Source organism: Sphingomonas qomolangmaensis (assembly GCF_024496245.1).
GTDB lineage: Bacteria > Pseudomonadota > Alphaproteobacteria > Sphingomonadales > Sphingomonadaceae > Sphingomonas > Sphingomonas qomolangmaensis.
In genome coordinates this window covers 2,193,079-2,214,040 of sequence record NZ_CP101740.1, presented here as the reverse complement: position 1 = coordinate 2,214,040, position 20,962 = coordinate 2,193,079, and the positions used below count along the sequence as shown (strand labels likewise).

Genomic DNA, 20,962 nt, shown 5'->3' with positions numbered 1-20,962 from the left:
TGACATGACCGATCTACACGTTGCCGACGCCACCATTGCGTCCACCAAACCCGCCACCAAGCCGGCGCGACCCCATTTTTCCAGCGGCCCTTGCGCCAAGCCTCCGGGCTGGTCGGCCGACAAGCTCGACACCTTGGTGCTCGGCCGCTCGCATCGCTCGAAGCTCGGCAAGGCGCGGCTCCAGCGCGCGATCGACCTGACGCGCGAAGTGCTCCAGGTTCCCGATACCCATCGCATCGCAATCGTCCCCGCATCGGATACCGGCGCGATCGAAATGGCGATGTGGTCGATGCTTGGGCAGCGGCCCGTGACGGTGATGGCGTGGGAGAGCTTCGGCGAAGGCTGGGTGACCGACGCGGTCAAGCAGCTCAAGATCGACCCGCAGGTGATGACCGCGCCCTATGGTGAGATCGTCGACCTGACGCGGGTGCCGCACGACCATGATGTCGTCTTCACCTGGAACGGCACCACCAGCGGCGTCCGCGTTCCCAATGGCGAATGGATTTCGGACGATCGCGAAGGGCTCACCTTCAACGACGCGACCAGCGCGGTGTTCGCGATGGACATGCCGTGGGACAAGCTCGATGTGACCACCTTCTCGTGGCAGAAGGTGATGGGCGGCGAGGGCGGCCACGGCGTGCTGATCCTGGGTCCGCGCGCGGTCGAGCGGCTCGAAAGCTACACCCCGGCTTGGCCGATGCCAAAGATCTTCCGCATGACCAAAGGCGGCAAGTTGATCGAGGGATTGTTCAAGGGCGAGACGATCAACACCCCCTCGATGCTCGCGGTCGAGGATTATATCTTCGCGCTCGAATGGGCGCAGTCGATCGGCGGGCTCAACGCGCTCATCGGGCGGTCAACCGCCAACGCGACCGCGCTCGACCGGATCGTCCAGGCGCGCGACTGGCTGGGCTATCTCGCGGTCGATCCGGCGACGCGGTCGAACACCAGCGTTTGCCTGACCGTCGAGGGCGCCGACGAGGCGCTGATCAAGAAGATGGCCGCTTGCCTCGAGGCCGAACACGCGGCGTACGACATTGCGGGTTATCGCGATGCGCCCGCGGGGCTTCGTATTTGGTGCGGCGCGACGGTCGACACCGCCGATGTCGAGGCGCTGGGGCCGTGGCTCGATTGGGCCTACGCGACCTCGCGCACTTCTTAATCGTCATCCCGGCCTCTTAATCGTCATCCCGGCGAAGGCCGGGATCTAGAGCCAAAAGCGACATCCTTTGTAACCCTGGATTCCGGCTTCCGCCGGAATGACGGGTGGAGAAATCAAATGCCCAAAGTCCTCATTTCCGACAAAATGGATCCCAAAGCCGCCGAGATCTTCCGCCAGCGCGGGGTCGAGGTCGACGAAATCACCGGCAAGACACCAGCCGAGCTGATCGCAATGGTCGGCGAGTATGACGGTCTGGCGATCCGCAGCTCGACCAAGGTGACCAAGGAAGTCCTGGCGGCCGCGACTAACCTTAAGGTCGTCGGTCGCGCAGGGATCGGCGTCGACAATGTCGACATCCCCTCGGCCAGCGCCAAGGGCGTGGTCGTGATGAACACCCCATTCGGCAATTCGATCACCACCGCCGAACACGCGATCGCGCTCATGTTCGCGCTCGCGCGCCAATTGCCCGAGGCCGATGCGTCGACGCAGGCCGGCAAGTGGGAAAAGAACCGCTTCATGGGCGTCGAGCTGACGTCGAAGACTTTGGGGCTGATCGGCGCGGGCAACATCGGCTCGATCGTCGCCGATCGCGCGCATGGGCTGAAGATGAAGGTCGTCGCCTTCGATCCGTTCCTGAGCCCCGAGCGCGCGATCGAGATCGGCGTCGAGAAGGTCGAGCTCGACGATCTGCTCGCGCGCGCCGATTTCATCACGCTCCACACCCCGCTGACCGATCAGACGCGCAACATCCTGAGCGCCGAGAATCTTGCCAAGACCAAGAAGGGCGTCCGCATTATCAACTGCGCGCGTGGCGGGCTGATCGACGAGGTGGCGTTGAAGGCCGGGCTCGATTCGGGGCATATCGGCGGCGCCGCGCTCGACGTGTTCGTCGAGGAGCCGGCCAAGGCGTCGCCCCTGTTCGGCACCCCCAACTTCGTCAGCACGCCGCATCTCGGCGCATCGACCAGCGAGGCGCAGGTCAACGTCGCGATCCAGGTCGCCGAACAGATGGCCGATTTCCTGGTGTCGGGCGGAGTCACCAACGCACTCAACATGCCGAGCCTGTCGGCCGAGGAAGCGCCGCGGTTGAAGCCCTATATGGCGCTGGCCGAAAAGCTGGGCTCGCTGGTGGGGCAGCTGACGCATGGCGCGATCGGGCGGATTTCGATCCACAGCGAGGGCGCGGCGGCCGAATTGAACCAGAAGCCGATCGTCTCGGCGGTGCTCGCAGGCTTCCTGCGGACGCAGACCGATACGGTGAACATGGTCAACGCGCCGGTGCTCGCCAAGGAGCGCGGGATGGAAGTGCGCGAGGTGCGCACCGAGCGCGAGGGCGATTACCACACGCTGCTGCGCGTATCGGTGAAGACCGATGCGGGTGAGCGTTCGGTCGCGGGCACGCTGTTCGGCGACCAGGCACCGCGGCTGGTCGAGCTGTTCGGGATCAAGGTCGAGGCCGATCTGGCGGGGCACATGCTGTATGTCGTCAACGACGATGCCCCGGGTTTCATCGGCCGGATCGGCACGACGCTGGGCGAGGCGGGCGTGAATATCGGCACCTTCCACCTTGGCCGCCGTGATGCCGGTGGCGAGGCGGTGCTGCTGTTGTCGGTTGACGAGCCGGTAACGGCAGAGCTGATCGCGAACGTCCGCGCGCTGCCGGGCGTGCGCACCGTAATGGCGTTGCGGTTTTAAGCGGTTGGCCCTCTCCCCTTCGGGGAGAGGGCAGGCGAGCGCAGCGAAGCCGGGAGAGGGGCAGGGCGATGCGCTTCGTTACAGCCCCTCTCCCCGGCCCTCTCCCCGGAGGGGAGAGGGAGTGATAGTTTCGGCGACCGGATTTCGATAAAACTCTCTCGTTCTGCGAGAGGGAGTCAAGGTTTGCCCAAAACTGACGATGTCTTGCTCCAACGCGCCCGCCAGTTGCGCACCCAACAGACCCCGCTCGAGCAAAAGCTCTGGCTCCATCTGCGCGGCAAGCGCTTCGCCGGGGTGAAGTTCAGCCGCCAGGTCGTCATCGGCCCCTACATCGCCGATTTCGTCGCGCGCTCGCAAAAACTCGTGATCGAGGTTGACGGCGACAGCCACGCGACCGACACGCGTCGCGACGAGAAGCGGACGGCGTTTCTGCAGGCACAGGGGTATCGGGTGGTCCGGTTCGACAATCGTGAGGTGGGTGGCAACGTCGAAGGCGTGTTGTACACCATTGCGCAGGCGCTTGATGAACAGCCCCTCTCCCAACCCTTTCCCCGGGGGGGAGAGGGCTTTTGACCGGTCTGCTTCCCGAGGGATTTCACGATCGCCTGCCGCCCGTCGCGGATGCGGCGTCGCGGCTCGAGCGGCGGGTGCTCGATACCGCGTATGGCTATGGCTATGAGCAGGTCGATCCACCGCTCGCCGAGTTCGAGGCGGCGCTGGGTGCGCGGCTCAAGGCGGCGCGCGCGAGCGATGCGGTGCGCTTCGTCGATCCGGTGAGCCAGGCGACGCTCGCGATCCGGCCCGACATCACCGCGCAGGTCGGGCGAATCGCTGCGACGCGGATGGCGCACCATCCGCGCCCCGTCCGCCTTTCCTATGCCGGCGCGATCCTGAAGCTTCGTGCGTCGCAGCTTCGGCCCGAGCGCGCGATGCGGCAGATCGGTTGCGAACTGATCGGGCTCGACAGCGTCGCGGCTGCGCGCGAGATCGTCAGCGTCGCGGTCGAGGCGCTGACCGCCGCCGGAATCACCGGGCTGTCGATCGATTTCACACTGCCCGATCTGGTCGAGACGCTGGGCGATCTGCCGCGCGATCAGCTCGAACCGCTGCGGATCGCGCTCGACGGCAAGGATGCCGCCGGCGTCGCCGCGATCGCGCCCGCCTATCTGCCGCTGATCGAGGCGGCGGGGCCGTTCGACCAGGCGCTCGCCAAGTTGCGCACCAGCGCGCACGGCGCTGCGCTCGCCTCGCGGCTCGACGGGCTCGAAGCGATCGCGCAGGCCTTGCCCGCAGGCGTCGCGCTGACGCTCGATCCGACCGAGCGGCACGGCTTCGAATATCAAAGCTGGCTCGGCTTCTCGATCTTCGCGACCGGCATCCCGGTCGAGATCGGGCGCGGCGGCACCTACACCGTGATGCACGATGGCGGCGCCGAGGAGGCGGCGGTCGGTTTCTCGCTCTATGCCGATCCGGTGCTAGAGGCGGGGCGCATCGCGGTCGAGCGGCGCCGGCTGTTCGTGCCCGAAGGCGTCGACGGCGCGGCATGGCGCGCGCAGGGCTGGGTGACCGTCGCGGCGCTGACGCCGGGCGACAGCGCAGAGGCGCAATTGTGCACCCATGTGCTCGGGGCAAACGGACCGGAGGCGATTTGAAGCTGAACGAACTGGGCTGGCGGACCGAACACGCCGACCGCGCCGCGCTAGTGGTCGATGCCGCCGATTATTACGCCTATGCGCGCAAGGCGATGATGGGCGCCACCGACCAGATCATTTTGGTCGGGTGGGACTTCGACAGCCGGATCATCCTCGACCGCAGCCGTCCCGATGACGGCGCGCCGACCGAATTGGGACCGTTCCTGAGCTGGCTGGCGGATAATCGGCCCGGGCTGCAAATCTATATCCTCGCCTGGAGCCTGGTCACGGTGAAGCTGCTGGGCCGCGGCACCACCGCGCTTCGGCTCGCGCGGTGGATGAAGCACGACCAGATCACCTTCAAGACCGATGGCGCGCATCCCTTCGGCGCGAGCCATCACCAAAAGATCATCGTGATCGACAATTACATGGCGTTTTGCGGCGGGATCGACATGACCGCGTCGCGATGGGATACGCGCCAGCATCTCGACCTCGACGAGCGGCGGCGGCGCCCGTTTACCGGGCGGCGCTATATGCCCTGGCACGATGCCTCGATGGCGCTCGAAGGGCCGGTGGCGGCGGCGCTGGGCGACCTGGCGCGCGCGCGCTGGGAGATTGCGGGCGGCGATCCGTTGCCGGTGCCCAAGGTCAAGGGCAACGCCTGGCCCGACGCGCTTCACCCGCAGTTTGAGCATGTTCCCGTGACCATCGGCCGCACCCGCGGGCTCAACGGCGAGGTCGAGGAAATCCGCGAGATCGAGGCGCTGTTCGTCGCGATGATCGAGCGGGTCGAGCGCTATGCCTATATCGAGACGCAATATTTCGCCTCGCGTGTTATCGCCGAGGCGATCACCAAGCGGCTCGACGAGGCAAACGGACCCGAGTTCGTGATCGTCAATCCCAAGGTCGCCGATGGCTGGCTCGAGGAAGAAGTGATGGGCGCGGCGCGCGCCGAGCTGATCGACGCGATGCGCGAGCATCCGCACCATCACCGCGCGCAAATCTACACCCCGGTCACGCATCGCGAGACCGACATCTATGTCCATGCCAAGGTGATGATCGCCGACGATCGCGTGCTGCGCGTCGGTTCGGCCAATATGAACAACCGGTCGATGGGGCTCGACAGCGAATGCGACGTCGTCATCGAAGCGACCGACGACGCGATGATCGCGACGATCGCGGGCCTGCGCGCGGGACTGATGGCCGAGCATCTGGGGGTCGAACCCGCGGCCGTCGAGGAGACGCTCGCCAAGACCGGCTCGCTGATCGAGACCGTAGAGCGGCTGCGCGGCAGCGGGCGTTCGCTAGTGCCGTTCGAACCACCCGAAAAGGCCGATTGGCAGCGGGTGGTGGCGAATGCTCAGGCGCTTGACCCCGAACATCCCGACGCAGCGTTCGAGCCCTCGCGCCGCGGCCTGACGACGCGCGTGCGCGATCGCGCGCGGCGCGTGCGGGGTAAAATGCGGCGGCGGATTTAGCTTACTTCCCTTTTGGAAGAGGGGATCAGAGGCCCAGCCGTTCCGCCAGCCACGTCGCCGCCTCGGCTGGAATGTCCTTGTCGGTATCGCGATCGACGCGGTAATTGGCCTCGCGCATCGCCTCGACGTTCACCCGGCCTACCAGCGGTGCCAGCGCAGCCACGAAGCGGTCGTCTTCGGCGCGGGCAGGCGCGACCAGCAACAGTGCGTCGTAGCCGGGGATGGCTTGGCGCGGATCGGTCAGCACGGTTAGCCGGTCGGCGGCGATTCGACCGTCGGAGGAGAAGGCGGGGATGACGTCGGCGGCGCCGCTGGCCAGCGCGCGGTACATGAAGGTGGGGTGATAGGCGTTCTGGCTGGCGAAGCGCAGGCCGTAGCGGTCGCGGACGTTGCGCCATTCGAGGCGTTCGAGGAATTCGACATCGGTGCCGAAGCGAAGCCGCGGCGCGACGCGCGCCAGATCGGTGAGCGAGGTGACGCCAAGCCGCTCGGCATCGGCGCCGCGCATCGCGAAGGCATAGGCGTTCTCGAACCCCAGTGGCCCGACCAGCCGCACGCCATGCGTTTCGCGCGCCCAGTCGCCGACGCCGCGCACGATCGCCTCGCGCGGCGGGATGTCGTCGCGGCGCATCTCGTTCGCCCAGATCGTACCCGAATAGTCGACATAGACGTCGATGTCGCCCGCCGCGAGCGCGCCGAAGGCGACCGCCGATCCCAGTCCCTCGCGATAACGCACCGCATAGCCCGCGTCGGTCAGCCGCTCGCCGATCAGACGGGCAAGGATATATTGCTCTGAAAAGCCCTTGGCGCCGACGGTGACGGTCTTGGTCCCGCTGGACAGCGCGGGGGCGAGCGCGGCGAGCAGCCCGAGCAGCAGCGCGCCGAGGCTGGCATAGACCTGCAACCGCCGGCGGGCGCGGATGCCGTGTTCGGCAAGCGCGAGCAGCAGATCGACGGTGAGCGCGAGGCCGGCGGCACCGATGCAGCCGGCGAGCACCAGGCTCCAATTCTGCGTCTGGAGGCCGGCGAAGATCAGGTCGCCCAGGCTTGGCTGGCCGACGGTGGTGGCGAGCGTCGCCGCGCCGATCGTCCATACCGCGGCGGTGCGGATTCCCGCCATTAGCACCGGCGCGACCAACGGTGCCTCGACGATCCGCAGCTTCTGCCACGCGGTCATGCCGACGCCATCGGCGGCTTCGAGGATCGCGGGGTCGAGCGTGGTGAGGCCGGTGACGCCGTTGCGCAGGATCGGCAGCAGCGCGTAGAGCGTCAGCGCGAGCAAGGCGGGCAGGAAGCCTAGCGCGGGGATGCCGCCGCCGACCAGTCCCGAGAACCACAGCAACGCGGGGTAGAACAGCGCGAGCAGCGCGAGCGCAGGAACGGTCTGGACGAGGCTGGCGAACCCCAGCGCCACGCGCGCGACGGCGGGGCGGCGCGCCGACCACACCGCCAGCGGCAGCGCGATCGCCAAGCCGAACAGCAGCGCGCTGAACGCCAGCAGCACATGCTGCGCCAGCAGATCGGGTACGCGGACGAAGGCGTCGCTCACGCTTCGCGCTCGAGCGCCGCCAGCGCATGCGCCTGTTCGCGCGGCACCGCAACCAGCGCGTCGGCGGCAGGGCCGGCGCGTCCCGCCATCAGATCGGCGGGGGAGGCATCGGCGGCGATCGCGCCATCGGCCATCACCAGCACGCGATCGGCAAGCAGCATCGCCTCGGCCATGTCGTGCGTGACGAGGATCGTCGTGAGGCCGAGCCGGTCGTGAAGCGCGCGGATGGCCTTGCCGAGATCGCTCCGGGTGACCGGATCGAGCGCCCCGAATGGTTCGTCCATCAGCAACAATTTAGGCTCGGTTGCGAGGGCGCGCGCGACGCCGACCCGCTGGCGCTGGCCGCCAGACAGCGCATCGGGTGCGCGGGCGGCGATGTCGGCGGGGAGATCGACGAGGCTGAGGAGTTCGGCCAAGCGAGCATCCACGGTCGAGGAGGCGGTACCACCGATCCGCAGGCCGATCGCGATATTCTCACCCACGCTTAGATGCGGGAACAGCCCGACATTCTGGAAGACATAACCGATCCGGCGGCGCAGCGAATGGGCCGCACCGGCGGCGACCGGCGCGCCGTCGATCGTCACGCGGCCGCTGCTCGGGTCGACCAGCCGGTTGACGGTCTTGAGCAAGGTCGACTTGCCCGATCCCGAGGTGCCGACCAGCGCGACGAAGCTGCCGCCGGCGATCGCCAGGTCGACCCCGCGTACTGCGACCACGCCGCCCGGATAGGTCTTGGTCACGCCTTCGAAGGCGACCGCAGGGCCCGAAACATCTGGCATTGCTTCAAGCCATGCGGAAGGATGGCGGCAAGGTCAAAAGAAAGGGCGAGGATGGGCGAGGACAGGCATCGCAAGCGGCTGTTCGTCACCGGCGGCGGATCGGGGATCGGGCGCGCGGTGGCGCGGTTGTTCGGCGAGCGCGGCTGGCAGGTGGGACTGGCCGATATCGACGATGCGGCGATGCAGGCGGTGCAGCGCGAACTGCCCGAGGGGCGCGCGAGCTGCCACAAGATGGACGTGCGCGATCGCTCGCAATGGGAGCAAGCGCTCGCCGATTTCGCGCCCAATGGGCGGGTCGACGTCGTCTTCAACAATGCCGGGATCGCGGTGGGCGGGGCGTTTGCCGACGCCGATCCGGGCGCACTCGAACGTTGCATCGCGATCAACTTCACCGGGGTGGTGCACGGCGCACATACCGCCCATCCGTATCTCAAGGCGACGCCGGGATCATGCCTGCTCAACACCGCGTCGGCGGCGGGGATCTATGGCACCTCGGGCGCGGCGATCTACAGCGCGACCAAGTTCGCGGTGCGCGGGCTGACCGAGGCATTGGACGGCGAATGGCGCGCCGACGGTATCAAGGTGCGCTCGCTGATGCCGAGCTTCATCGACACGCCGCTGCTCGATGCGATGGTGGCGGGCACCAACGTGAACGTCCGCGAACGCGTAGTGGCGGCGGGGCTCGAATTCACCCCGGTCGAGCGTGTTGCCGAGGCGGCATGGGCGGCGGTGCATGGCGATTCGGTGCATACCGTGGTGGGCAAGACCGCGCAGCGGATGCGGTTCGCCGCGCGCTGGATGCCGGGGCGGTTGCGATGGCAGATGGGGCGGGGGATGTGATCCTTTAGAAGCCTCTCCCGCTCGCGGGAGAGGGTTTTCTCGTCACTCCACCAGAGCGTCGATTGCCTGCGCCATCTCGATGTCGCGCTCCGATAGCCCGCCTGCGTCGTGGGTCGTCAACAGGATTTCCACACGGTTATACACATTCGACCATTCGGGGTGATGGTCGGCCTTTTCCGCCAGCAGTGCGACGCGCGTCATGAAGCCGAAGGCTTCGACGAAATCGGCAAAGCCGAAACTGCGGGTGATCGCGTCGCGGGCTTCGTCGTGATCCCATTCGGGCAGACCTTCGAGCGCTTCGACTCGCTCGGCTTCGCTCAGTTGCTCGATCATCTTGTGTCTCCTATGCCCGGCGTCATGGCCGAAACCACCGCCATTTGCCAAGCCGCTCCCGACGCCGCCGCGATCGAGGCGATGGCGCGCGCCGCGCTGGCGCGAATCCCTTCGCCCTTCGCCGAACATCTTGCCGACGTCGTGTTGTTGATCGAGGATTATGCCGATGACGAGACGCTGGCTGCGCTCGGCATCGACGAGCCGATCGACCTGACCGGCATCTATCATGGTCGCCCGATCGGCGAGAAATCGAGCTTCGAAAGCGGCGCGCTGCCCGATCGCATCCATCTGTACCGTCTACCGATCTTGTGGGAGTGGATCGAGACCGGCGTCGCGCTCGACGCGCTGGTGCATCATGTCGTGGTGCACGAGGTGGGGCATCATTTCGGGCTGTCCGACGACGACATGCACGCGCTGGAAGACGCCGCCGGGGAGGAAACTGCCGGGTGAGCCTGGCCTTTCACGACGTAAGCTGCACGCGCGGCGGGCGGGTGCTGTTCGCCGGGCTGTCGTTCGCGATTCCGCCGGGCGAGGCGCTGGCGGTGCGTGGGCCGAACGGGGTGGGCAAGTCGAGCCTGGTGCGGCTGGCGGCGGGGCTGGTGCCGCCGAGCGCGGGGAGGATCGAGCGGCCCGAACGCGTGGCGCTGATGCATGAGGGGATGGCGCTCGACCATGAGCTTCCGTTGGCAGAGGCGCTGGGTTTCTGGGCGGCGATCGACGGGCGTGCCGACCGGGTCGAGGCGGCGCTCGGTGCGGTGGCGATGGCCGAATTGGCCGAAGTGCCGGTGCGGTTCCTGTCGACGGGGCAGCGGCGACGCGCGGCGCTGGCGCGGGTGATCGCGAGCGATTCGGCATTGTGGCTGCTCGACGAGCCCGCCAACGGCCTCGACGTCGCGGCGGTGGCGCGGCTGGGCGAGGCGATCGCGGTGCATCGTGCGGGCGGCGGCGCGGTGCTGGTGGCGACGCATGTGCCGGTGGCGTTGCCCGACGCCCGCGAGATCGTGCTGTGAGCGCGTTCGCCGCGATCGCGTGGCGTGAGGTGCGGCGCGCCTGGACCAGCGGCGGGGTGCTGTTGCCCGTCGCGTTCTTCCTGTTGGTGACGATCCTGTTCCCCTTCGCAGTGGGGCCCGATGGCGCGCTGCTGGGACGGATCGCGGGCGGGGTGGTGTGGTCGGCGGCGCTGCTGGCGGCGCTGCTGCCGGTCGAGCGGCTGGTGGGGCCGGACCTGGAGGCCGGGGTGGTCGACCAATGGGTGGTGCGCGGCATCGCCGATCCGCTGATCGCGCTCGCCAAGATCGCGGGGCATTGGCTCGGCTTCGGGCCGCCGCTGATCGCCGCGACGGTGATTGCGGCGGGGCTGCTCGGCATGTCGGGCGAGCAATTGGGCCGGACCGCGCTGGCGCTGGCGATCGGCACGCCGGGGCTGGCGGCGCTGGCGGTGGCGACCAGCGCGCTGACCGCGGGCTTGCGCGGCGCGGGGGCGATTGCCGGGCTGGTGATGCTGCCGCTGGCGCTGCCGCTGCTGATCTTCGGCGCGGGCGAGGGACCAGGGGCGGTGAAACTGCTCGGCGCGGTGAGCCTGTTGCTGGTGGCAGGCGCGCCGTTCGTTGCGGGCGCGGCGATGAAGGTGGGGCGCGAATGACCGGTGGCTTGTGGCAGCGCGACCTGGTGAGTGCGGTGGTGGTGGCGGTGGGTGCCACCTTGTTCTGGCTGGCGGCGAACCGGTTGGGCGGAACGCGCGAGCCCTGGGACGGGCCTTATTATTGGTCGCTGACCTATCCGGCGGCGATCGCGGTTTGTGCGGTGCTGGGCGGGGTGTTCCCCCGCCGGGCCTGGCTTTGGGCGCTTATCCTGATCCTTGCGCAAGTGCCGGTGATGATCGCGGCGGCGGGGACCGGGCCGCTGCTGCCCATCGGCATTGTCTTCGCGCTGTTCCTGTCGCTGCCCGCGGTCGCGATTGCCGAGGGCGTCGCGTTCGCCCGTCGCCCGGCGCGGCGCGGCTAGTCGCGCGACCACCGCGCGAAGATCGCCGTCGGTAGTTCGAGGCCGCGCGCTTCTTCGCGAACCGTCAGCTCGCCCGCCTCTACGGTGCCGCCCAGATCGGCGAAATGCTGGCGGAGCAGCTCGCCGATCGCGAGTGCCGACATGCGGACCGCGTACACCGTGAGGAACAGGAAGCGCGAGTCCGCGTCGAGCAGCCGGCGGCAATCGGCGACCAGCGGGGCGAGATTCTCCTCGAGCTTCCACACTTCGCCCGCCGGGCCGCGGCCCCATTTGGGCGGATCGAGGATGATGCCGTCATAGCGGCGGCCGCGGCGGACTTCGCGCGCGGCGAACTTGCCCGCATCCTCGACCAGCCAGCGGATCGGCGCGTCGGTCATCCCCGACAGTGCCGCGTTGGCCTTGGCCGCCTCGACCGATTTCTTCGACGCATCGACATGCACCATCCGCGCCCCCGCTGCCGCGAGCGCGAGCGTGCCGACGCCGGTATAGCCGAACAGGTTCAGCGCCTCGGGATCGGGCGCGCCCTCGAGCCGGTCGCGCATCCAGTCCCATACCGGCGCCATGTCGGGGAAGAAGCCGAGATGGCGGAACGGGGTGTTCTGCGCGGTGAAGCGTACTTCGCGCCACGCCAGCGGCCAGCCGTCGCGCGGGACGGGGCCGTTATAATGCCAGCGCCCGCCGCCTTCGTCGTCCGAGGCGGGGATGAACTCGCCATCGGCTTCCCACACCGGATCGGCGGGTGCCCACATCGCCTGCGGCTCGGGGCGGATGAAGCGATAGTTGCCATAACGCTCGAACTTGCGGCCATTACCCGAATCGATCAGCCCGTAGTCGGCCCAGGCCTCGCCGGTGAGGGTGATCAGGCTCATGCCATTACCCCGGGACTATCAACCACGCGGCGTCGCCCGCTGTGCGATGTAGTCGGTCACCGCGTCGAAGGTCGCGTCGATCGTGTCGTAGCGCTCCTCGCGGCTGAACAAATCGCCCATCCGCGCCGGCAGGCCCGGCCGCACCCCGGTCGAGCGTTCGACCGCGTCGCGGAACTTGGCGGGGTGCGCGGTCGCCAGCGTTACCATCGGGGTGTTGCCCACATCGGCGCGCGCGGCGGCGAGGCCGATCGCGGTGTGCGGGTCGATCACCTGGCCGCTACGTTCGTGCGCCCAGCGCAGCGCCTGACCCATGCCGTCGGCGTCGATCGATGCCGAGGTGAACAACCCCGCCGCGCCCTCGCGCTGGCGGTTGGTGAGCATCATCGCGCGGCTCGATTCGAACCCCGCCATCTGCGCGGCTAGCGCCGCGCCGCTGCGATCGCCCAGTTCGAACAACAGCCGTTCGAAGTTCGAGCTGACCTGGATGTCCATCGACGGCGTCGCGGTGGGGGTGACCGTCCCGCTCGAATAATCGCCGGTGCTGAGAGCACGGTGGAGGATGTCGTTGACGTTGGTGGCGACGATCAGCCGCTCGATCGGCAGCCCCATCCGCGCCGCGACATAGCCTGCGAACACATCGCCGAAATTGCCGGTGGGGACCGAGAAGGCGACCGGGCGCTCGGGCCCGCCGAGACGAACCGCGGCGTAGAAATAATAGACCACCTGCGCCATCAACCGCGCCCAGTTGATCGAATTGACCGCCGACAGCGCATAGCGGGTCGAGAAGGCGGGATCGCGGAACATCGCCTTCACCAGCGCCTGCGCGGTATCGAAATCGCCGCGGATCGCGATGTTGTGGATGTTGGGCGCGATCACCGTGGTCATCTGGCGGCGCTGGACGTCGCTCACGCGGCCCTCGGGATGGAGCATGAAGATGTCGACGCCGACGCGTCCCGCCAGCGCATCGATCGCCGCCGAGCCGGTATCGCCCGAAGTCGCGCCGATCACCGTGAGTTGGCCCTCGCGCCCCGCCAGGAAGCGCTCGAACAGCAGGCCGACGAGCTGGAGCGCGACGTCCTTGAACGCGAGCGTCGGGCCGTGGAACAGCTCGAGCAGCCAGTGGCGCTGGTCGAGCTGGACCAGCGGGGTGACCGCGGCGTGCGCGAAGCGGCTATAGGCGGTGGTGCACAGGTCGCGCAGCTCGTCTTCGGTCAGACTCCCCGCGACGAAGGGCGCCATGACGCGCACCGCGGTCTCGACATAGGACAGCCCCTGCATCGCTGCGATCTCGTCGCGGCTGAAGCTCGGCCATGTCTCGGGCACGTACAGCCCGCCATCGGCTGCAAGTCCCGCCAGCGTCACGCCCTCGAAATCGAGGACGGGCGCGTTCCCCCTGGTGCTGATGTAGCGCATGGGGGCAGCGATTAGGCGGTTCGGCGGGCGGGGGCAATCCAAGCGCTGGTTGGGCGGGGTGATGGGAATGTTGGCGGGTGCTGTCGGTGGCGGGCGCCGCGATGGCCCCCGAGTCGCGGCGCGCGGTGCGCGGAAAGCTACAAAAGCTACACTACGTACCCCCCGAATCCGCTTCCCCCGGGGATCGAGACGCGATGCCGGGTGGGGTGAGAGCGGCTGTGCATGTGGCGAGCGTATCAAACGGGGTGGTTGTAGGACAGCTGGGTGGGGAGCGGGGAAGGGGCGGGGGCCAACGCCAGTGTTGCGTGTCCGCCCCCTCCGTCAGCCTGCGGCTGCCACCTCCCCCTGGCGGGGGAGGATTGGGGAGGGGCTTTCCTCCCCCGCCAGGGGGAGGTGGCGGGCGCGTAGCGGCCGACGGAGGGGGAGGTTAGGGGGACGCTGGTTTGGGGGGCGTCGCGATCCCTCGAAAAAATATCAGGCGGTCGGCGCCAATTCCGGCGTTGCGTGTCCGCCCCCTCCGTCAGCCTTCGGCTGCCACCTCCCCCTGGCGGGGGAGGATTGGGGAGTGGCTTTCCTCCCCCGCCAGGGGGAGGTGGCGGGCGCGTAGCGGCCGACGGAGGGGGCGGGCAGGCGGCGCTAGCGTTACGAGCGCTGCGCTCCCGGCCCTCGCATCCGGCGCCTTAGCGCGAGGCCATAGATCACCAGCGCGATTCCCGCGAAGGCGAACCATTGCACCGCATAGGCCAGATGGTTGTTCGGCACCCCCGAGGGATCGGGTGCACGGCTGGGCAGCAGCCCCGCGACCGGCGGGCTCGTCGCCACCAGCATCAGCCGGTCGGGCGCTGCGCCGCCGAACCAGCGCTGGAGCAACGGCGCGCTGTTGGGGGCGTAGGTCATCTGGCCGGTCACGCTGCCGCCGCGCCAGACGGGCATGAAGCCTGGATCGGCGGCGACGCCCATCTCGACCTTGTACGCGCTGCCCGTTTCCGAGGTGCAGTCGGCGAGATAGCGATAACCGCTGACGCCATCGACCGAGCGGCCCGCGGCGCGGGTGATGTCGGCGACGCTCGCGCACTGCGCCGTCGCGCGGCGGAAAAGATAGCGTTCGCCGACCGGCGGGTCGGGGAAGGCGATGACGGGCAGGTCGGCATTGCGCGCGAAGCTGGCGAGCAACGCTTCCTTGCCGTCGCGGCGCTGGAGCTGCCAGATGCCGAGCGCGATCATCGTCACCACGGCGAGCAGCACGACGATCGTCGAGACGATTGGCAGCCGCTTCATGGGCGGTCGATCCGCTGGCGCCCCTCGCGCGCCGAGTTGCGATATTCGAGCGCGAGCAGCGTCACCTTGGCGATCCGCAGCGAGCCGATCACCGCGATGATCGTCAGGGGCAGCCATAGTACGACATGCACCCACCATTCGGGCTCGTACGCCAGCTCGACGATGATCGCGAGGATCGTGATGATCGTGCCGACGCCGAAGGTGAGGAAGGCCGCGGGGCCGTCATCGACGTTGAACTGGGTAAAATCGAGCCCGCAGTTCGAGCATTTGGGGGCGAAGCTGAGCATGCCTGCGAACAGCGTCGGTGCGGCGCAGCGCGGGCAACCACCGGTGATCGACAGCCGATACAGCGAGGCCGGCGACGCCGGGAGCTCTGCCCCCGGCGCGCCGGCCTCTTGCTGTGGTTCGGTCGGGGTCAACCCGCGTGGATCGGTGCGTTCCACCCGCCCCAGACATAGATGACGACGAACAGGAACAGCCACACGACGTCGACGAAATGCCAGTACCAAGCAGCCGCCTCGAAGCCGAAATGCTGGCGCGGGGTGAAGTGGCCACGATAGGCGCGGAACAGGTTCACGATCAGGAAGATCGTGCCGACCAGGACGTGGAAGCCGTGGAAGCCGGTCGCCATGTAGAAGGCCGAGCTGTAGTTCGACTGCCCGAACGCGAAGGGCGCGTGCATGTACTCATATGCCTGGATGCAGCTGAAGATCAGGCCAAGCACGACGGTGAGCCACAGCCCCTTCAGAACGCCGTCGTCCTCGCCGACCCCCAGCATGCCCCAGAAGCCCTTCTTGGCCCCGCCGCGCTGGTTGTGGATCAGTGCATGGTGCGACCAGGTGATGGTGGTGCCCGACAGCAGCAGGATGAAGGTGTTGAGCAGCGGGAATTCGAACGCGCTGATCACTTCGAGCCCGCGCGGCGGCCATTGCGCGATGGCATCGGCGGCAACCGCGACGACGCCGTCGGTATATTCGACGGGGACGGGGAAGAACGAGAAATCGAACCACGCCCAGAACCAGCCGACGAAGAACATCACTTCCGACGCGATGAACAGGATCATGCCGTAGCGCAGGTGCAGCTGGACGACGGGGGTATGGTCGCCGGCATTCGCCTCACGCACGACGTCGACCCACCAGCTGCCCATCATGAACAGCGTCGCAGCGAGCCCTGCCAGCAGGACGAAACCGCCACCGGCAGCCTCGTGCATGTACATGATGCCGCCCGCAGCCAGCAGCAGCACCGCCATCGAGCAGGCCATCGGCCAGATGCTCGGCGGGAGAATATGATAATCGTGGTTCTTGGCGCCGGCCATATCTTCGTCCTGTCAGGCTATTCTTGCGATCGCTCTAGCTTGCGGCCTTCGCGGAATCCACCGGGTAAAATGTGTAGGAGAGCGTGATTTCCTGCACCGAGCGGGCATCGGGGTCGGTGGCGATCGCCGGATCGACGAAATACACCACCGGCATCCGAATTTCCTCGCCGGGCTGGAGCGTCTGCTCGGTGAAGCAGAAACACTGGATCTTGCTGAAATATTTGCCCGCCTGCGCGGGCGTGACGTTGAACGTCGCGGTGCCGGTGACGGGCTTGTCCGAATTGTTCTTCGCGGTGAAGAACGCCATCTCGCGCTCGCCCAGCGACACCTTCATGCTCCGCTGGTCGGGCGAGAAGCGCCACGGCAGCGCGTTGCTGGTGTTGCTGTCGAACGCGACCGTCATCTGCTGGCCGGTCGTCGCGCCGGGGGCGGCGTTCGCGCGCTGCGTCGTGCCGCCGAAGCCGGTCGCCTGGCAGAACATGCGATAGAGGGGGACGCTCGCGAAGCCGACGCCGGTCATGCTGACGACGCCCGCGGTGGCGATCAATGCGGTGCGGATGTTGCGGTCGATCACGAGGTCGCATTCCCCATCTTGATGATGCTGATGGCGTACATCAGCACGACGAACCCGCCGAGGATCAGCGCGAGCACCAGCGCGCGCGATCGCTGGCGCTTGCGGATCAGCTTCTCGTCGTCGGGGGTCATGCGAATACCTGTGCATCGACGACCAACGCGCCGAAAAGGATGAAGAGATAGAGGATCGAGAATTTGAACAGCTTCTTCTCAGGCGTCATGCCGTCGCCGGGCTGGCTGGTGCGCATCGTCACGATCAGCGCCAGCACGGCGAAGATCGCGGTCGTCGCCACCGCGACGGTGCCGTAGATCCAGTCGGTGAAGCCTAGCGGCCAGGGCGCGATCGCCACCGCCGCCATCGGAATGGTGTAGAGCCCGACATGCTGGCGCGTCACGCGCTCACCCGCGACGACGGGGAGCATCGGCACCCCGGCATTGGCGTAATCGGTCTCGACGAACAGCGCGAGCGCCCAGAAATGCGGCGGGGTCCACAGGAAGATGATCGCGAACAACAGGATCGGCATCAGCGTGACGTCGCCGGTGGCGGCGGCCCAGCCGATCATCGGCGGGAAGGCACCCGCGGCGCCGCCGATGACGATGTTCTGCGGGGTGCGGCGCTTGAGCCACACGGTGTAGACGAGGACGTAGAAGAGGATCGAGACGGCGAGGATCGCGGCGGCGACGAGGTTCACCGCCAGCCCCATCAGGACGACCGAGAAGATCGACAGGCCGACGCCGAACTGCAGCGCGGTGTCGCGGTCCATCCGGCCGGCGGGCAGCGGCCGCTTGGCGGTGCGCTTCATCCGCGAATCGAGATCGACCTCATACCATTGGTTGAGCGTGCCCGCGGCACCCGCGGCGAGCGCGATGCACAGGATCGCGGTGAAGCCGATGACCGGGTGGATCGTCGTGGGAGCCGCCAGCAGCCCGCAAAGTCCGGTATAGACGACCAGGCTGAGCACGCGCGGCTTGGTAAGCGCGAGGAAGTCGCGCCAGTCGGCGGCGATCGGGGTCGTGACGGTTGCGGCGGTCATGTTCTTCTTCCCCCCTCCCGCCTGCGGGAGGGGTAGGGGGAGGGTATGGGGGGAGGCGCCCCGTACAGGCCCTCCCCTAACCCCTCCCGCTTGCGGGAGGGGAAATTCTAAGCGCCCCTCCCGCAAGCGGGAGGGGGATTGATCGTCAATCGATCTTGGGCAGCGTCTCGAACTGATGGAACGGCGGCGGGCTCGAAAGGGTCCATTCGAGCGTCGTAGCGCCTTCGCCCCACGGATTGCCCTCTGCCTTCTTACCCGCGAACAGCGACCAGAAGATGTTCACGAAGAAGATCACCATGCCGACCGCCATGATCAGATAGCCGAAGCTGGCGATCTGGTTCCAATATGCATAGGCGTCGGGGTAATCCGGGTAGCGGCGCGGCATGCCCTGCAGGCCCAGGAAGTGCATCGGGAAGAACATGATGTTCACGCCCGCGAAGAACACCCAGAAGTGCAGCTGGCCGAGCAGCTCGTTGTACATCCGCCCCGACATCTTGGGGAACCAGTAATAGAAGCCTGCGAACAGGCCAAACACTGCACCCAGCGACAGCACATAGTGGAAATGTGCAACCACATAATAGGTGTCGTGCATGTAATCGTCGACGCCGCCATTGGCGAGGACGACGCCGGTCACACCGCCGACGGTGAACATGAAGATGAAGCCGATCGCCCACAGCATCGGGGTCTTGAACGTCATCGACCCGCCCCACATCGTCGCGATCCACGAGAAGATCTTGATGCCGGTGGGGACCGCGATGACCATCGTCGCGGCGGTGAAGTACATCTTGGTGTTCACCGACAGGCCGGTGGTGAACATGTGGTGCGCCCAAACGACGAAGCCGACGACGCCGATCGCGACCATGGCATAGGCCATGCCGAGATAGCCGAAGACGGGCTTGCGGCTGAAGGTCGCGACGATCTGGCTGACGATGCCGAAGCCCGGCAGGATCATGATGTAGACTTCGGGATGGCCGAAGAACCAGAACAGATGCTGGTACAGCACCGGATCGCCGCCGCCGGCGGGATCGTAGAAGGTGGTGCCGAAGTTACGGTCGGTCAGCAGCATCGTGATCGCCGCAGCGAGCACCGGCAGCGCGAGCAGCAGCAGGAAGGCGGTGACCAGCACCGACCACACGAACAGCGGCATCTTGTGCAGCGTCATGCCGGGTGCGCGCATGTTGAATATGGTGGTGATGAAATTGATCGCGCCGAGGATCGACGAGGCGCCGGCGATGTGCAGCGACAGGATCGCCATGTCGACCGCGGGGCCCTGATGGCCATAGGTCGACAGCGGTGCATAGACCGTCCAGCCGGTGCCTGCGCCCGACCCGAAGAAGGGCGAAGCCAACAGCAGCGAGAAGGCGGGGATCAGCAGCCAGAACGACACGTTGTTCATGCGCGGGAACGCCATGTCGGGCGCACCGATCATGATCGGGACAAACCAGTTGCCGAAGCCGCCGATCATCGCGGGCATGACCATGAAGAACACCATGATCAGCCCGTGCGCGGTGATCAGCACGTTCCACAGCTGGAGCGACTGGTCGAAGCTCTGGACGTCGCCGCCCGCGAGCATCGTCGCCCACATCGGCAGATACTGGATCTGCGGCTCGGCGAGCTCCATCCGCATCAGCCCCGAAATCGCGCCACCGATCAGGCCGGCGACGATCGCGAAGATCAAATAGAGGGTGCCGATGTCCTTGTGGTTGGTCGACATGAACCAACGCGCGAAGAAGCCGGGATGGTCATGCGCATCACCGTGAGGCGCATGATCGTGGTGCGCCTGGAAGGCGCTTGGGTTGAGGGCGGTGTCGGTCATGGCTTACTGGTCCACATTGCCGAGGCCGCCGGCGTTGCCGCTCGCAGCCTGGGTCGTCGTCGGGGCCTGGGTGGTCGCGTCCACCGTCGGGCCGGTTGCATTGTCGGGAGCCGTGGTATCGTCGCCGGCGTCGGCACCGGCCTCGGTCGGGATCGAGCCCGCCGAACCGGTTGGTACCTGCGCTGCGGGAGCGGCGCCCTGGCCGGGCATCGCGCCGCCCTTGGCACGGATCCACTGCGCAAACACCTCGGGCGAGACCGCTTCGACCGCGATCGGCATGAAGGCGTGGCGCGAACCGCACAGTTCGGAGCACTGGCCGAAATACAGGCCGGGCTCGCGGATGGTGAAGCTCGTCTCGTTCAGCCGGCCGGGGACCGCGTCCATCTTGATCCAGAAGGCGGGCATCGCCCAGCTGTGGATCACGTCGTTGGCGGTGGTGATCAGCCGGATCGGCACGCCAACGGGCAGGACGATACGGTTGTCGACCGCCAGCAGGCGCGGGCCGTCGGCGGGGGTGCGGAAACGCTGGCCGGCCTCGACCTCGCTTTGCTCCTTGAGCATGTTCGCGGTGATCGCGACGCCGCCATGGTCGGGGTATTCGTAGCTCCAATACCATTGGTTGCCGATCGCCTTCAGCGTGATGGCGTTGGCGGGGGCAGGCTCATACTGCGCAGCCAGCAGGCGGATCGAGGGGATCGCGATCAGCGCCAGGATGATCACCGGGGCCGCGGTCCACACGATTTCGATCATCGTGTTGTGCGACGTCTTCGACGGCACCGGATTGGCGGCGCGGCGATAGCGGATCACCACCCACACCAGCAGCCCGAGCACGAACAGCGAGATGATCGTGATCACCGGCACGAGGATGACGTTGTGGAACCACTTGGCGTCGTCGCCAAGGTCGGTCACCTGCGGTTGGATGCCGATCGAGCGGTTGGTCGGCTGGCCGATTCCGTCGGCGGGGATCAGCCGGGGCGAACCATCGGCGTTCAGCGTGGGGTCGGCTGGTGAGGCTGCCTCGGCGGCAGTAGCGGTGACGGCCGATTCGCTATCGGGGCCGGTAGTGGCGGGAGTGCCGGGTTGCGCCGCAGCAGGCGCGCTTACCGGAGCGGCGGGGACCGCTTCCTGTGCGATGGCAGTGCCGGCGCATGCCAGCCCCGCCGCAACCAAAATCGTCTTGAACCCGTTCATCC

General features: G+C 67.4%; 23 protein-coding genes. 10 read left to right on the top strand and 13 right to left on the bottom strand.

Annotation, left to right across the window (positions count from 1 at the left end; genetic code table 11):
* Positions 1–4 precede the first annotated feature (4 nt).
* The 5 genes from NMP03_RS10420 (at position 5) to NMP03_RS10400 (ending at position 5,966) form a co-directional block, all read left to right on the top strand.
* Positions 5–1,162 (top strand): phosphoserine transaminase, encoded by a 1,158-nt coding sequence (locus NMP03_RS10420; RefSeq protein ID WP_256505304.1) that lies wholly within the window; start codon positions 5–7, stop codon positions 1,160–1,162.
* A gap of 117 nt (positions 1,163–1,279) precedes the next feature.
* Complete coding sequence (gene serA, locus NMP03_RS10415; RefSeq protein WP_256505303.1) at positions 1,280–2,857, top strand: phosphoglycerate dehydrogenase; 1,578 nt, start codon at positions 1,280–1,282, stop codon at positions 2,855–2,857.
* 183 nt (positions 2,858–3,040) lie between these two features.
* Positions 3,041–3,430, top strand: coding sequence for an endonuclease domain-containing protein (locus tag NMP03_RS10410; protein WP_256505301.1), 390 nt, complete (start codon positions 3,041–3,043; stop codon positions 3,428–3,430).
* On the top strand, positions 3,427–4,509 hold the full coding sequence (locus tag NMP03_RS10405; protein WP_256505300.1) for an ATP phosphoribosyltransferase regulatory subunit: 1,083 nt from the start codon (positions 3,427–3,429) through the stop codon (positions 4,507–4,509). The genes NMP03_RS10410 and NMP03_RS10405 overlap by 4 nt, the downstream gene beginning before the upstream one ends.
* Entirely contained in the window at positions 4,506–5,966 is a 1,461-nt protein-coding gene (locus NMP03_RS10400) for a phospholipase D-like domain-containing protein (RefSeq protein WP_256505299.1), read from the top strand. The genes NMP03_RS10405 and NMP03_RS10400 overlap by 4 nt, the downstream gene beginning before the upstream one ends.
* Positions 5,967–5,991: 25 nt before the next feature.
* Here NMP03_RS10400 and NMP03_RS10395 read toward each other — a convergent pair whose 3' ends face one another.
* Both NMP03_RS10395 and NMP03_RS10390 read right to left on the bottom strand, forming a co-directional pair.
* Positions 5,992–7,515, bottom strand: coding sequence for an ABC transporter permease/substrate-binding protein (locus NMP03_RS10395; protein WP_256505298.1), 1,524 nt, complete (start codon positions 7,513–7,515; stop codon positions 5,992–5,994).
* Positions 7,512–8,294 carry an ATP-binding cassette domain-containing protein gene (locus tag NMP03_RS10390; RefSeq protein WP_256505297.1) on the bottom strand — a complete coding sequence of 261 codons (783 nt, stop codon included), beginning with the start codon at positions 8,292–8,294 and terminating at the stop codon, positions 7,512–7,514. Before NMP03_RS10390 ends, NMP03_RS10395 begins: the two co-directional genes overlap by 4 nt.
* Positions 8,295–8,345: 51 nt before the next feature.
* Here NMP03_RS10390 and NMP03_RS10385 point away from each other — a divergent pair, with 51 nt between their 5' ends.
* Positions 8,346–9,134, top strand: coding sequence for an SDR family oxidoreductase (locus NMP03_RS10385; protein WP_256505296.1), 789 nt, complete (start codon positions 8,346–8,348; stop codon positions 9,132–9,134).
* 42 nt (positions 9,135–9,176) lie between these two features.
* Here NMP03_RS10385 and NMP03_RS10380 read toward each other — a convergent pair whose 3' ends face one another.
* Complete coding sequence (locus NMP03_RS10380; protein ID WP_256505295.1) at positions 9,177–9,467, bottom strand: 4a-hydroxytetrahydrobiopterin dehydratase; 291 nt, start codon at positions 9,465–9,467, stop codon at positions 9,177–9,179.
* Positions 9,468–9,491: 24 nt separating this feature from the next.
* Here NMP03_RS10380 and NMP03_RS10375 point away from each other — a divergent pair, with 24 nt between their 5' ends.
* Genes NMP03_RS10375 through NMP03_RS10360 form a run of 4 tightly spaced genes read left to right on the top strand, consistent with a single transcriptional unit; the run spans position 9,492 to position 11,471 of the window.
* Positions 9,492–9,917, top strand: a complete 426-nt coding sequence (locus NMP03_RS10375; RefSeq protein ID WP_256505294.1) for a metallopeptidase family protein — start codon at positions 9,492–9,494, stop codon at positions 9,915–9,917.
* Complete coding sequence (gene ccmA, locus NMP03_RS10370) at positions 9,914–10,477, top strand: heme ABC exporter ATP-binding protein CcmA (protein ID WP_256505293.1); 564 nt, start codon at positions 9,914–9,916, stop codon at positions 10,475–10,477. Before NMP03_RS10375 ends, ccmA begins: the two co-directional genes overlap by 4 nt.
* Positions 10,474–11,109, top strand: coding sequence for a heme exporter protein CcmB (locus NMP03_RS10365; protein WP_256505292.1), 636 nt, complete (start codon positions 10,474–10,476; stop codon positions 11,107–11,109). Before ccmA ends, NMP03_RS10365 begins: the two co-directional genes overlap by 4 nt.
* Positions 11,106–11,471 carry a hypothetical protein gene (locus tag NMP03_RS10360; RefSeq protein WP_256505291.1) on the top strand — a complete coding sequence of 122 codons (366 nt, stop codon included), beginning with the start codon at positions 11,106–11,108 and terminating at the stop codon, positions 11,469–11,471. The genes NMP03_RS10365 and NMP03_RS10360 overlap by 4 nt, the downstream gene beginning before the upstream one ends.
* Here the strand turns inward: NMP03_RS10360 and NMP03_RS10355 are convergent.
* The 10 genes from NMP03_RS10355 to coxB form a co-directional block, all read right to left on the bottom strand.
* Positions 11,468–12,340 (bottom strand): class I SAM-dependent methyltransferase, encoded by an 873-nt coding sequence (locus tag NMP03_RS10355; protein WP_256505290.1) that lies wholly within the window; start codon positions 12,338–12,340, stop codon positions 11,468–11,470. The genes NMP03_RS10360 and NMP03_RS10355 overlap by 4 nt on opposite strands.
* Before the next feature lie 18 nt (positions 12,341–12,358).
* Positions 12,359–13,753: a threonine synthase gene (gene thrC, locus NMP03_RS10350; RefSeq protein WP_256505289.1), complete on the bottom strand. Its 1,395-nt coding sequence runs from the start codon at positions 13,751–13,753 to the stop codon at positions 12,359–12,361.
* 642 nt (positions 13,754–14,395) lie between these two features.
* Positions 14,396–15,031 carry an SURF1 family protein gene (locus tag NMP03_RS10345; protein ID WP_256505288.1) on the bottom strand — a complete coding sequence of 212 codons (636 nt, stop codon included), beginning with the start codon at positions 15,029–15,031 and terminating at the stop codon, positions 14,396–14,398.
* Positions 15,028–15,450 carry a DUF983 domain-containing protein gene (locus NMP03_RS10340; protein ID WP_406697612.1) on the bottom strand — a complete coding sequence of 141 codons (423 nt, stop codon included), beginning with the start codon at positions 15,448–15,450 and terminating at the stop codon, positions 15,028–15,030. The genes NMP03_RS10345 and NMP03_RS10340 overlap by 4 nt, the downstream gene beginning before the upstream one ends.
* Positions 15,447–16,346 (bottom strand): cytochrome c oxidase subunit 3, encoded by a 900-nt coding sequence (locus NMP03_RS10335; protein ID WP_256505287.1) that lies wholly within the window; start codon positions 16,344–16,346, stop codon positions 15,447–15,449. The genes NMP03_RS10340 and NMP03_RS10335 overlap by 4 nt, the downstream gene beginning before the upstream one ends.
* A 34-nt stretch (positions 16,347–16,380) precedes the next feature.
* On the bottom strand, positions 16,381–16,866 hold the full coding sequence (locus tag NMP03_RS10330) for a cytochrome c oxidase assembly protein (protein ID WP_256508096.1): 486 nt from the start codon (positions 16,864–16,866) through the stop codon (positions 16,381–16,383).
* Positions 16,867–16,916: 50 nt separating this feature from the next.
* Positions 16,917–17,051, bottom strand: a complete 135-nt coding sequence (locus NMP03_RS10325) for a hypothetical protein (protein WP_256505286.1) — start codon at positions 17,049–17,051, stop codon at positions 16,917–16,919.
* On the bottom strand, positions 17,048–17,953 hold the full coding sequence (locus NMP03_RS10320; protein ID WP_256505285.1) for a heme o synthase: 906 nt from the start codon (positions 17,951–17,953) through the stop codon (positions 17,048–17,050). The genes NMP03_RS10325 and NMP03_RS10320 overlap by 4 nt, the downstream gene beginning before the upstream one ends.
* A 145-nt stretch (positions 17,954–18,098) precedes the next feature.
* A complete protein-coding gene (ctaD, locus tag NMP03_RS10315; RefSeq protein WP_256505284.1) occupies positions 18,099–19,769 on the bottom strand; it encodes a cytochrome c oxidase subunit I in 1,671 nt (556 codons plus the stop codon).
* Between the two features lie 3 nt (positions 19,770–19,772).
* Positions 19,773–20,960 carry a cytochrome c oxidase subunit II gene (gene coxB, locus NMP03_RS10310; protein WP_256505283.1) on the bottom strand — a complete coding sequence of 396 codons (1,188 nt, stop codon included), beginning with the start codon at positions 20,958–20,960 and terminating at the stop codon, positions 19,773–19,775.
* Positions 20,961–20,962: the final 2 nt, after the last annotated feature.